This is a genomic window from Flavobacterium sp. XN-5, from assembly GCF_008033395.2.
Lineage (GTDB): Bacteria > Bacteroidota > Bacteroidia > Flavobacteriales > Flavobacteriaceae > Flavobacterium > Flavobacterium hiemivividum.
Genome location: NZ_VOGZ02000002.1, coordinates 181,653 through 194,234, shown reverse-complemented (window position 1 = coordinate 194,234; position 12,582 = coordinate 181,653). Strand labels below are relative to the sequence as shown.

At 33.3% G+C, this 12,582-nt stretch carries 13 protein-coding genes; 5 read left to right on the top strand and 8 right to left on the bottom strand.

Annotated elements, in window-relative coordinates; genetic code table 11:
- Positions 1-75: 75 nt before the first annotated feature.
- Positions 76-528: an SsrA-binding protein SmpB gene (gene smpB, locus FQU23_RS06135; RefSeq protein WP_132109528.1), complete on the bottom strand. Its 453-nt coding sequence runs from the start codon at positions 526-528 to the stop codon at positions 76-78.
- Between the two features lie 70 nt (positions 529-598).
- Between smpB and FQU23_RS06130 the strand changes: the two genes are divergently transcribed.
- Positions 599-829: a VF530 family DNA-binding protein gene (locus FQU23_RS06130; RefSeq protein WP_147673087.1), complete on the top strand. Its 231-nt coding sequence runs from the start codon at positions 599-601 to the stop codon at positions 827-829.
- Between the two features lie 2 nt (positions 830-831).
- Here FQU23_RS06130 and FQU23_RS06125 read toward each other — a convergent pair whose 3' ends face one another.
- From FQU23_RS06125 to FQU23_RS06115, 3 genes are all read right to left on the bottom strand, one after another.
- The gene (locus FQU23_RS06125; RefSeq protein ID WP_147673086.1) at positions 832-1,383 is read right to left on the bottom strand and encodes a DUF3575 domain-containing protein; all 552 of its coding nucleotides are present in this window, start codon (positions 1,381-1,383) and stop codon (positions 832-834) included.
- 118 nt (positions 1,384-1,501) lie between these two features.
- A complete protein-coding gene (locus FQU23_RS06120; RefSeq protein ID WP_147673085.1) occupies positions 1,502-2,053 on the bottom strand; it encodes a GNAT family N-acetyltransferase in 552 nt (183 codons plus the stop codon).
- A 12-nt stretch (positions 2,054-2,065) separates the two neighbouring features.
- Positions 2,066-2,917, bottom strand: coding sequence for an aldose 1-epimerase family protein (locus FQU23_RS06115; RefSeq protein WP_147673084.1), 852 nt, complete (start codon positions 2,915-2,917; stop codon positions 2,066-2,068).
- A gap of 167 nt (positions 2,918-3,084) precedes the next feature.
- Here FQU23_RS06115 and FQU23_RS06110 point away from each other — a divergent pair, with 167 nt between their 5' ends.
- Positions 3,085-5,352, top strand: coding sequence for a M1 family metallopeptidase (locus FQU23_RS06110; protein ID WP_147673083.1), 2,268 nt, complete (start codon positions 3,085-3,087; stop codon positions 5,350-5,352).
- Between the two features lie 73 nt (positions 5,353-5,425).
- On the opposite strand, the gene FQU23_RS06105 is transcribed toward FQU23_RS06110, so the two are convergent.
- Complete coding sequence (locus FQU23_RS06105; RefSeq protein ID WP_147673082.1) at positions 5,426-6,466, bottom strand: agmatine/peptidylarginine deiminase; 1,041 nt, start codon at positions 6,464-6,466, stop codon at positions 5,426-5,428.
- A gap of 196 nt (positions 6,467-6,662) precedes the next feature.
- Between FQU23_RS06105 and FQU23_RS06100 the strand changes: the two genes are divergently transcribed.
- The gene (locus tag FQU23_RS06100; RefSeq protein WP_147673081.1) at positions 6,663-8,183 is read left to right on the top strand and encodes a choice-of-anchor I family protein; all 1,521 of its coding nucleotides are present in this window, start codon (positions 6,663-6,665) and stop codon (positions 8,181-8,183) included.
- A gap of 79 nt (positions 8,184-8,262) precedes the next feature.
- On the opposite strand, the gene FQU23_RS06095 is transcribed toward FQU23_RS06100, so the two are convergent.
- The gene (locus FQU23_RS06095; RefSeq protein ID WP_147673080.1) at positions 8,263-9,150 is read right to left on the bottom strand and encodes a carbon-nitrogen hydrolase; all 888 of its coding nucleotides are present in this window, start codon (positions 9,148-9,150) and stop codon (positions 8,263-8,265) included.
- A 217-nt stretch (positions 9,151-9,367) separates the two neighbouring features.
- Here FQU23_RS06095 and FQU23_RS06090 point away from each other — a divergent pair, with 217 nt between their 5' ends.
- A complete protein-coding gene (locus FQU23_RS06090) occupies positions 9,368-10,087 on the top strand; it encodes a hypothetical protein (RefSeq protein WP_147673079.1) in 720 nt (239 codons plus the stop codon).
- Between the two features lie 208 nt (positions 10,088-10,295).
- Here the strand turns inward: FQU23_RS06090 and FQU23_RS06085 are convergent, their stop codons facing one another.
- Positions 10,296-10,748 (bottom strand): Gmad2 immunoglobulin-like domain-containing protein, encoded by a 453-nt coding sequence (locus FQU23_RS06085; RefSeq protein ID WP_147673078.1) that lies wholly within the window; start codon positions 10,746-10,748, stop codon positions 10,296-10,298.
- A 139-nt stretch (positions 10,749-10,887) separates the two neighbouring features.
- A complete protein-coding gene (locus FQU23_RS06080) occupies positions 10,888-11,685 on the bottom strand; it encodes a DUF1853 family protein (RefSeq protein ID WP_147673077.1) in 798 nt (265 codons plus the stop codon).
- Between the two features lie 564 nt (positions 11,686-12,249).
- Between FQU23_RS06080 and FQU23_RS06075 the strand changes: the two genes are divergently transcribed.
- The gene (locus FQU23_RS06075; protein ID WP_147673076.1) at positions 12,250-12,531 is read left to right on the top strand and encodes a hypothetical protein; all 282 of its coding nucleotides are present in this window, start codon (positions 12,250-12,252) and stop codon (positions 12,529-12,531) included.
- The last annotated feature ends 51 nt before the right edge of the window (positions 12,532-12,582 follow it).

The window sequence follows — 12,582 nt, the reverse complement described above, 5'->3', positions numbered from 1 at the left end:
TTGTAGATAATATTGACAATTTAAGTCATCAAAATTGACGGTAAAAAAGGGTAATTGCATTTACCCTTTTTTTTATTAAAACTCTTTTTTGATACGGGCTAAATCGCGCTTAGTATCTGCTTCTTTTAATGATTCTCGTTTGTCGTATGTTTTCTTACCGCGACAAAGTCCTATTTCAAGTTTGGCCATTCCTTTCTCGTTCGTAAATAACTTTAAAGGAACTATTGTCAAACCTTTGGCTTGAACACTTCGGGCTAAACTCTTTAATTCTCTTTTGTTTAACAACAGTTTTCGCTCGCTTCTTGCTTTGTGATTGAATTGATTTCCAAAAGTATATTCTTCGATATAGGTGTTGATGGCAAAGAGTTCTGTGCCACTGAATTCACAAAAACTCTCAGTAATATTGGCCTTTCCTAAACGGATGGACTTGATTTCAGTACCCGCCAAAACAATTCCTGCAGTGAATTTTTCGATTATTTCATAATCGTATCGGGCTCTTTTATTAAGTATGTTGACTTTTTTTAGCATAGGACTACAAATGTAGGAACAAATCAATGAATCGACACTATTTTTTATAAAATTGATTTAAATTTGCACTATGGAAAAGCAGCAGTCAAAAGATCCGCTTCACGGAATAACGCTAAAATCAATCTTGGAAAAACTAGTAGATCATTATGGTTTTGATACTTTGGGTGAATTGGTAAAAATTAAATGTTTTAATGACAATCCAAGTGTAAAATCAAGTCTTACTTTTTTAAGAAAGACAGATTGGGCAAGGAAAGAAGTCGAAGAACTCTATATTCAATCTCTGTCTAAATTTGATAAATAGCGTTAATTTATTCGATAAGACACCATAATTCCTCCTCTGTAAGGAATCCATTCACCGCTTTTATTGTAATTTGTAGCATTATCGTATCGTTCTCCGGTGCTTAAAAGATAACCTTTGTAAAAACCTTGATGAGAACCACCGCCTATAAAGCAGTCCAACATGAATTTATCATTTATTTTAGCTTGATAACCAATAGTACCTCCAATAAAATATCCCAAGCCTTTTTCATAATTATCCGTGTTTAAATAATTCCATTTTTGGAAGTTAAACACACTTGCACCAATGTGTGCTCCCAGATAAAAACCATTGAATTTTTCTTTAAAATGATATCTATATTCTGGTGTAATAGTATAAAATTGTCTCGGTTTTCCATTAACTGATTTCCAAGGAGAACCCAAAATATCAAAGTGGAAAGTTGATTTTTCACCTATACTGGTTTCGATACCTACATTAGGAATAGATAACAAAGTGGTTAAAGCATTAACTTTAACGTACGTCTGACTTTGTAATTGAAATGAAATTAAAAGAACAATAAAAAAAAGTAGTTTTTTCATAAGGTTAAATTGACTGAACAATGAATAGATTTACTATTTTGAGCATTAGTTGCAAATATATAGTAAAAGCGAAGAAATATGTAATCTAAATATTATAAAATATGAATTAACTGGAATGTTATAATTGATTTAATTTCGAATAAATTACACTATCCCAAAAACGTCCTTCAAAATATTCATTTTCTCTTAAATGGGCTTCTTTTATGAATCCATTTTTTTGCAAAACCTTCTCCGAAGCTAGATTATTTGGATCAATAACTCCTTCAACAGAGTGCAAGTGCATTGTCTTAAAACCATAGTTCATTAATTCATTTATGGCCTCTGAAATTATTCCTTTTCCGCTAAAGTCAGGGAGAAGCATATAACCTATTTCAGCACGATAATGTTCTGGTCTTATTCTGTAAAATCCGATTAGACCGATTAATTCCGAATCATTTTTAAGTGTTATAGCCCAGTTTATACCTTCGTTATTATCGATTTTATCATCTATCATTGCAATGTGTTCCAGAGCATCCTCAGTAGTTTTAAGTAATGGTCTTGGAATGTATTTCATGGATTCAGGGCTTGAACGTAATTCGAGAATAGCGCTTGCATCATTTTTATTAACACGTCTCAAAGACAGACGTTCAGTTTCTAGATTTGGAAATGGAGAGAAGTTTATAGTTAGCATTTATTTTGTGGCTTAAAGGATTTCGATACTAAATTCGGTATTAAAAGGCTGGTCTGGATCTAAGATTTGAATGCCTTCTTTGTCCATTATATTTCCATTATTATCAATTGAATCAGAATATCCAAACCAAGGTTCGATACAAAGAAACGGCGCATTCATTTTTGTCCAAATTCCAAGATGTGGAAAAGAAGCATAATGAATTCTAAGGAATGGTGTTTGATTCTTCGAGATTGTTAAAAAGTGGGATTGCAATGTTTTAAAAATCAAAGCATCGTCCTTAAATAATTCATGTTTTAGCGGAACCAAATTATTGGTCTTAGCAAGTATTTTAGTTTCATTAGAAATCAAATCATTTTGCAAGAGGCTGTATTCTAAAACTTCGTCTTTTTCAAATTGTAAATTATAGTCTTCAAAATTGCCTGCTAGAGCAAAAGCTGGATGTGCTCCTAGCGAAAAAGGCATTTGTGTGTTGCTGTTGTTTAGCACCTTATAAGCAATAGTCAAGCTATCGCCGTCAAGAGTATAAATGATCTGCAGCTCGAAATCAAATGGATATTTTTTTATGGTTTCTTCAGATGACTTTATTGTAAAAGTGGCGCTATTTTCATTTTTTTCAATTAATTCGAATACCATATCTCTAGCAAAACCATGTCGTGATAATTGATACTCTGCACCATTATATTGGTAAGTATTATTTTTTAAAGTTCCTACTATTGGAAATAAAACAGGAGAGTGCTTGCCCCAAAAATCAGGATTGCCTTCCCAGATATATTCGACATTTAGCTTACTTTTTAAAGAACATAATTCTGCTCCAAGGTGTTTAATTGCTGCAGTTAAATTTGAATTTGTTATTGTTGTTATCAAAATGAAAGCTGTATTTATGATTAATTAGGATTGTAAAGATATTTCTTAATTTTCATAATTAATAAGGAAAACTACCATAAATAATTTCTTAATTTTTCATTAAAGGATTGAATTAACTATACCAGTACAATTATTTTTACTTAATTTGCTTACAAACAACGAAAAACATGAAAAATATTAGGTTTAAAACCATGCTTCAAATGGTTTTATTATTGGGGATTACTTCCCTTTATGCACAACAAGCTCCTGCAAATAAGGTAAGTACGTCAGAGTCAAATTACAATTACTATGATGCTTTTGCGCCATTTTTTTACACAAAGAATGGAACCAGTACAAGATCGGCAAGTGGTCAGCCAGGTGCAGAATATTGGCAAAACAGAGCCGATTATCAACTAACGGCAAAATTGAACGAGAGTAACAACGAAATTATTGGTACGGATTTAATTACCTACACTAACAATAGTCCTGATACGATGTCTTTTGTATGGATGAACTTAGACCAAAATCTATTTAAAGAAGATTCACGTGGTAATGCTGTTGTTCCATTAACGGGTAGTCGCAATGGAGGTCAAGGTGAGGTTTTTGACGGAGGTCATAAAATCAAATCGGTGAAAATTGTTAGTACTATCAAAGGGATAACTACCGAAGTTGACGCTAAATATATGATTAGCGATACCAGAATGCAGGTTTTTCTTCCGCAGGTCTTGAAGGCAAAAGGCGGAGTCGTAAAAATTAAAATTGATTTCTCTTATATTTCTCCAATGGAAGGTTCAGATAGAACTGGAGTTTTGGAAACTAAAAACGGAAAAATTTTTACCATCGCACAGTGGTATCCGCGCATGTGTGTTTATGACGATGTAAGAGGTTGGAATACGCATCCCTATTTAGGAGCATCTGAATTTTATTTAGAATATGGTGATTTTGACATTAAGATTACTGCACCAGCAAATCACATTGTGGTTTCTTCGGGTGAGTTAGTGAATCCTACAGCAGTATATAGTGCTGTTGAGCAAAATAGATTAGCTAAGGCGAAACTAAGTGACAATACGGTTGTAATTCGTACCGAAGAAGAAGTAACTGCATTAGCAAAAAACACTTCCACAGCTACTAAAACATGGCATTATAAATTTAAAAATGCTAGAGATTTATCTTGGGCTTCTTCAGCGGCATTTATTTTAGATGGTGCTAAAATTAACCTTCCAAGCGGAAAAAAATCATTAGCATTATCGGCTTATCCGGTTGAAAGTGCAGGTAACGAGGCTTGGGGACGTTCTAGTGAATATACTAAATATTCTATCGAGCATTATTCTAAAAAATGGTTAGAATATCCCTATCCAGTGGCTACAAATGTGGCAGGAAATGAAGGTGGAATGGAATATCCAGGAATCGTTTTCTGTAGCTGGGAATCTAAAGGAGCTGATTTATGGGGAGTTACTGATCATGAATTTGGTCATATTTGGTTTCCAATGATTGTAGGTTCAAATGAGCGTTTATTTGGTTGGATGGATGAAGGTTTCAATACCTTTCTAAATTCATTGAGTACAGCTGAATTTAATAATGGTGAGTACAAAGAGGAGGCGATGAATTTACATCAAAATGCGGAAATGTTTACAAGTCCACATTTAGAAGCGGTGATGAGTTCTCCTGATAATATGAAAGAAGCTAATATTGGTCTTTTACTGTATTATAAACCTAGTACAGGATTAACAATTTTGCGTGAGCAAATTTTAGGAAAAGAACGTTTTGATTTGGCTTTACGCACTTATATTGAACGTTGGGCTTATAAACATCCTACTCCAGATGATTTCTTTAGAACGATGGAGAATGTTGCAGGTGAAGATTTAAGTTGGTTTTGGCGTGGTTGGTTTCAGTACAACTGGCGTTTTGACCAAGGTATTAATGGAATCAAATATGTAAAAAATGATCCTAAACAAGGAGTTATCATTACCGTTGAAAATTTCGAAAAAATGCCTATGCCTATAATCTTAGATGTAAAAACAAAAAGCGGTAAGGTCGAAAGAATAAAACTACCTGTTGAGATTTGGCAAAAAAACAAGGAATGGTCGTTTAAGCATAATTCTACAGAGGAAATTGAAAGCATCACTTTAGATCCAGAGCATGTTTTTCCAGATAGTAACTCAGAAAATAATGTGTGGACTTCTGATAAAGGTACTGTTGAAAAAGATTTAATTTTAGATGGTTACTTAGGTAGCTACTCGAATGCGCAAGCGCCAATAAAAATTGTTTTTTCAGAGAAAAATGGTGTGCTAAATGTGCTGATTACTGATTATCCATCGTTTTCAGTAGAACCAATAGGGAAGAACTTATTTGAATCTAAAAGAGCAGGATTGAAATTCCAATTTAATGATAGTCAAACTGGTTTTGAAATGATTATTGGTGACACTCAAAAAATACCGTTTACGAAAGATAAATAATATTTTATAAAACAATCACAAACGAAAAACACCAGCAATGCTGGTGTTTTTTTATACAAAATACTTAGTTTTCTTATGCTGGAATCTGCTGACTTAAGCAATGTAAGGTTCCGAACCCCCAGATTAAATCAATAGAACTGATTCCGATGATTTCTCTATCGGGAAAACAGTCAGCAAGGATGTTAAGTGCTATACGGTCATTAGGATCGTTAAAAGTAGGAACTAACACGCATTTATTCAAAACTAGGAAGTTCGCGTAACTCGCCGGCAATCTTAAATCTTCAAAATCTACTCGATTTGGCATCGGTAATTCAACAATTTTAGGAGATTTACCATTTTCTAATTTAGCATTTTGCAAACGTTTCAAGTTGTCTTGCAAAGGAGCGTAGTTAGCATCTTTTGGATCTGATTCTACAATGGTTACAATCGTATCCGCATTGATAAAACGACATAAATCATCGATATGACCATGAGTATCATCGCCTTCAACACCATCGCCTAACCAAATTACGTTCGATACTCCTAGGTATTCCTTGAAAACTGCTTCGTAATCTGCTTTGGTGAAGTTTGGATTTCTCACCTGAATATCAGGATGCATTAAGCATTCTTCTGAAGTCAACAAAGTACCGCGTCCATTACTGTCTATTGCTCCACCTTCTAGAATTACAGGTTTATCTTTGTACATCACCTGGGTAAGTGGCATATCTAGAAAATCAGCTACTCTAGCAGGGACATGTTTGTCTAACTGGAAATTTTTATATTTTGCCCAACCATTAAAATTAAAGTTTAGCGCTTCTCTTAGATCTCCATTTTTTACAACAATTGGCCCCGAATCACGCATCCAACTTCTATTTGTTTTTTGGATGATAAAGGAAACATTATCGAGATTTACTCTTGCCATTTCTAGCATTTCGCTTACTTTACCTTTTAGTTTTTCATCAAAAACAACTAAAAAGACTGTTTCATATGTTGCAACTTTCTTAATAAACTCAACAAATGCCCATTGAATCGCTTCGTATTTTCCAGGCCAGTCTTTTCCGTTATGAGGAAAACAAAGTAAAATGCCTTGTTGGTTTTCCCATTCGGCAGGGAATCTTCTATTATTTTTAGCCATGATTAATTTCGATTATGAAGGACAAAGGTAAACATTATGCATCAATTTTTAAATTGTTTTTGAATACTAGGAACCAAATAAACGGAGTCATTTTAAATTTTTTTAGGAAGAGTAGTTTTGTTAATCATTCGATAATATTATTTTAATCTAGCTTCGATGCAATCTCTTTATTTTTGGAAAAACTAAAAATAGAATTATGAAAAACTATGGATTAGCCTTATTTGCATCAATTTTTTTATTGACAGCTTGTGCAAATGAAAACACTAATGAGAATGAAATACCGGAAGGAATGGTAAGTGAAAACCCTTCTACTTTTAAAGAAATTGCTTCGATAACTATAGGAGGCGAAGGAGCAGCTGAAATAAGTGCTTACGATGAAGTTTCTAAGAAACTTTTTACGGTGAATAATAGTGATAATAATAAAATTGATGTTATTGATCTAGATGATCCAACTAATCCAAAACGTATTGCAAGCATTAATTTGTCAGTTTATAACGGAGCTTCAAACAGTGTGGCTACATATAATGGCAAGCTTGCTGTAGCTTTAGAATCTACCATTGACAAACAAGCCAATGGCAAAGTGGTTGTTTTTAATACCAGTGATTATAGTTTGATTAAAGAAATTACCGTGGGTGCTTTACCGGATATGGTTGTATTTTCTCCTGACGGGAAATTTATTATGACAGCCAATGAAGGAGAACCTAATGCCGATTATACAATTGATCCTGATGGTTCTATTTCTATAATTGATGTTTCTAATAATTATGCGGTGACTACATTGAATTTTGCTGGTTTCGAAAGCCAATTGAGTGCCTTGAAAGCAAAAGGATTCAGGATTTCTAAAACAGCTAAAAGTTTTGCAGCCGATATTGAACCGGAATACATTACTATTTCAGCCGACTCGAAAACGGCTTGGGTTACTTTACAAGAAAATAATGGCGTTGCCAAAGTGGATTTGACAAACAAAACCATTTCGTCTATTTTTTGCTTGGGTTATAAAGATTTTAATTTGGCAGAGAACGGGATTGATATTAGCGATAAAGACGGAGCGGTTGTATTCAAGCCTTGGAAAGTAAAAGGAATGTTTATGCCAGATGCAATTGCGAGTTATACTGTAAACGGAACGCCTTATTTTATTACGGCTAACGAAGGAGATGCTAGAGAATACGGTAGTTATGCTGATGTAAAAAGATTAGCTAAAATGACTTTTGATGCGACTGTTTTTCCTGATGCAACTACTTTTAAAGCAGATGCCATGATGGGGCGTTTGAATTTGATTTCTACAGAAGGCGACACAGATAATGACGGTGATTTAGATGAGTTAATCAGTTTCGGAGCCCGTTCCTTTACGATTTGGAATGGAAATTCAGGAAGTTTGGTTTTTGATAGTAAAAACGACTTAGACAAGCGTTCGAATGATTTTGGAACTTATGATGACGGTAGAAGTGACGATAAAGGTTCGGAGCCAGAATCAGTAGTAGTAGCCAAAATGGGAGAAAAAAACATCCTATTTGTAGGATTAGAAAGAACCGATACGGTTATGGTTTATGATATTACTAATCCATTGGCTCCACAATACTTGCAAAGTATTAAAACAGGTGATGCCCCAGAGGGATTATTTTTTATTCCTGCTTCAAAAAGTCCAACGAAAAAAAGTTTACTGATAGTAAGCAGCGAAGGGGATGGAACTGTTAAATTTTTTCAACCTGAGATTTGAATTAAGAATTAAAATCATTGTTTCTACACAAAAAAAAGCTACCAAATTGGTAGCTTTTTTGCATTTATATAAAATGAAATTAGTCGATTGCTCTTTTAGTAATATCTCCAAAAGCATCAATTCGTCTGTCTCTGAAGAACGGCCAGTTCTGACGTACATTTTCTTGTAAATCTAAATCAACTTCGGCAATTAAGATTTCTTCTTTATCGTGTGAGGCTTGCGCCAAAATTTCACCTTGTGGTCCTGCAATGAACGAAGCGCCCCAAAACTGGATTCCGTCAGTATCAGGCAAGTATTTTTCTAAACCTATTCTGTTTGCTGCTGCTACATATACACCGTTTGCTACCGCATGTCCTTTCATAACATTCATCCAGGCACCATATTGATTTTCACCATATTGCTCTTTCTCTCCTGGGTGCCATCCTATTGCTGTAGGGTAAAATAAAACTTCCGAACCACCTAATGCAGTCAATCGAGCTGCTTCAGGATACCACTGGTCCCAACAAATTAATGTTCCAATTTTTCCTTTTTTTGTAGGTATCGTTTTAAAGCCTAAATCACCAGGAGTGAAATAGAATTTTTCATAAAAATGGGGATCATCTGGAATGTGCATTTTACGATATAATCCAGCTTCTGAGCCGTCAGTATCGATTATATAAGCGCTGTTATGGTAAATACCAGCCATTCTTTTTTCGAAAAAAGGAACAATTATTACCACGCCTAATTCTTTTGCCAAAGCACTAAAAGCGATAAACGAAGTACTATAAAGTGGTTCAGCGATTTCGAAGTTGGCTACATCTTCGCTCTGACAGAAATAGTGACTGCTATATAATTCAGGAATCGAAATAACCTCAGCACCTTGACTTGCAGCATCACGTACCCAGCTCAAACACTTTTTTAGGTTGTTTTCGGCAACATCGTTCAGGTTGAGTTGAATAACTGCAATTTTATATTTTTTCTTTGACATAGTCTTATTTTTAGATTGCAAAAATAGTGAATTTTATAAAGACTAGAAAATCATAAAATTGAAAAAAGACCAATAAAAAGTATGGTGCTGAAAAGGCGTTAAAGTGATTGCAATAGGAAACAATAATGTAGATATAAGGGTATAAAATGAGATCTAAATTCGACATAAGAAAAAAAGGAACTATTTTTGTTACTTACAATCAATCAAATACATGTTTATGAAAAATATTTTCAAAGTCACTCTAATTCTTACTATTATAATTTTCAGTAACAGTTGTGCGGAGGCTCAGTCGAATGATAAAAAAGCTAATGCGATTGTCAAAGAAATGCTAACTGCGATGGGAGGAATGAAAAATTACAATTCAACCCAGTTTATTCAATGGGATTTTGTGAATAGAAAACTCTCTTGGGATAAATGGACCGGAGATGTTCGCGTCGAAAATCCAGCAGCAAAACAAGTGATTTTAGTAAATATCAATACTTTAAAAGGGAAAGTATATGAAAATGGGGCACTAGTAAAGGATCAGGATAAAGCCAAAGAACTACTTGAAAAAGGGAAAAACTGGTGGATTAATGATTCTTATTGGTTGGTAATGCCGTGGAAATTACAAGATCCTGGTGTAAGTCTAACATATGTTAAAACAGCTAAATTACCTAATGGTAAGACTGCCGATATATTGCAACTTACCTTCAGTGCTGTTGGTGTAACTCCCGAAAATAAATATTGGTTGTATGTAGATAAAGAAGATCACCTGATAAAGCAATGGGCTTACTATAAAAACTTTAATGATGCTGAACCTAAGTTTTTGAAGCCTTGGAACAACTATCAAAAAGTCGGTAATATTTTGCTTTCTTTCGATAGACCAAATGAAGAGGTAGGACCAAAGAATGTAGTTGTTAAAACTAATTTAGATTCGTCTATTTTTACAGACTTATAAAAAGTAAATATTTTCATTTCACCATAAAAAACCAGTCTAAATTGACTGGTTTTTTATGGTGAAATATCCGAATCTTGAGCTATTTTTAAAAGTAAGGTTTAGTGTTTTCAGGTCGTAATTTAGGCGAGCAAATCAAATGTTCGACTTTAACTCACAATTATCTGGCTTTGATAGTAAAACTGGAAAGGTAATAAACATCACTTCGGGTTTACTTAAGCGGTATTGGTAGTTCATGCTTGCGGCTACCGTCTTCTGCACTTTCTTCAAACAAAATAAGGATTAATGTTGAATAATTGTCTTTTTTCTCAATTTCAATTGTGAAGTCAAAATTACCCCATTCTGGTGCGCCAGCGTCTGCTGTTGTAAATCCACTTTTCAATTCATTATGACCGTCCTCAATAACCCAACTAATGTTTGCTTCCCAAACTTGTGCTTGTCCTTGCAAGCGGAACTTATTTTCACCAACTTTTTCTACCGTTACTTGGCGAAAACGTTCATTTGAAGATGCTGTAACCATTTCTTCTTCGGGTGCTATGGATTTTGTTATTTGAACAGTATCATTAACAGCCGTGGTATCAATACTTTCACTATCGTCTTTATTTTGTTTGTTGCATGCTAGTAATAGCATACTTAATAACCAGATTGTCGATTTTATTTTCATGTTTTACTTTTTTTTAATTTTTGTCCTATCGGCATTTTACCAGAACAAATTGTCAGAACGACGAATCTATATTTACTTGTAATAACAAATTTTCGATCCTTCATATTTTACTATTTAGCTTTTCTCTACTTAATCAAACTTACCACCAAATAATAAAATACTCGATATAGGAACCGTTATATTTTTGCCAAATTAAGGGAGATTGTTTTTCCTTCATACAAGTTTGAATATCTTTTACTACACCATTAAAGTCGGTCCAGATTTCGTTTTCAGCAGGATCCATTCCCCATTCCTTTTTTGAAGGGATATAATAGTTTTTTGCGGGATTATCTAGCTTGCTAAATGTTTCCATGTTTAGATAATACCCTTTTATGGCTTTTTCATAAATAGGGTTAAAATTACCTTTGTATTTGTAAGGAATAAACAGGGAAACCAATAAACATAACGCTTGGGAAACCTCGTTGATTGCAATAGCTTTAAACCTTGATTTAGCACAATTGTGGTATAGTAAAGGAAATTGTTTAGTTTTTAATTTTTCTAATTTCTCTTTTAAAGAATCATTCCTATTTGGGCCAATCCAATTATATATAGCTTCTGAAGAAATACTAGGGTCAAACAGGTAAAATTTATAAGCTAACTCCATATGGATTAACTGCGTTGTGTTTTCTTCTTCAATAATAAAATCAATTTCACCTATGGTTTTATTACCTTCAATTACCTGAACATTTTCATACAGCACATTGTAGTTGGTAGATGATTTAATCATTTCAGAAACAATATTCTCTACTAAATGACCTAATCTTATATTAGTTGGTAATTGAAAATCGAGATCAATTTTTATGTTTAATGCTGAGAGATCAAAAGATTGCAAGCCTATAACAGAAAAGTCTAGACTATTCGCTTTTACTATTGATGCTATCCTAGACTTTGTTTTCATTATATAGTAGGTGTTAATATATTTTGTTTCCGCAAAGATGCACAGAGCCTGTAGCGATTTATTTTAAACAGATAAGACATATAAGTTTTTGCTTTTTAATTATTTAAAAAACATAAAAAATAGAAGCGCATATAGTATTTGTATTTCACAAAGATACATAGAGCAAGTACAGCGAATTGCAAGGAATCACAAAGAATTTCTGTAAATCACTTTTTTCTGAGCTTCGATCGGAACTCAATTAATACAATCAAATTATCTTGATTTTACGCCAAACTTATCAAAATATATTCTTAAATTAGTATTTGGTTCAAAGAGCATAAAGATATGTTTAACTGTCTTTTTTTTACCAAATTAAATTTCCGTTTTTAATGTTGATTTATCCTTCCTAATAATATAAAATAGGTGATTAAACAAAGACTTGCCTGTACTTTAAAGATTTGTTAAATTACTAATAACAAAAGTTAACAAGTAGTAAAATGTAATTATATTTGTAATACTACTGCTATTAAATGTTGATAATGTGTCAAACCAATGGGACTATTTAATAACTCAAATTAAAAGATTATGACTATAGATTTTGAAATCATTGAAAAAGAAGAGATAGAAACTTTAAAATTCCCACATACTGAAGTGTTAGAAGACGATAATGCTATTACCCAAAGGAAAAATGAATTAGAGCGAGCACTTTCTTTAGGAAATTTAGAACATTCAAAAATTCAAATTTTCTTTGAAGATGATTCGTCAAAAAAAATGGTTGAAACCACAGTTTGGGCATTAACAGACGAAAGTGTTGTGCTAAAGAAAGGCGTTGGAATCCCAATTAATAGAATTTTAAAGATAGCCTAAAGGTAAATCTTCTACAAAGAAGTTTATTTGGTTTATCCTTTCTTAAGAACG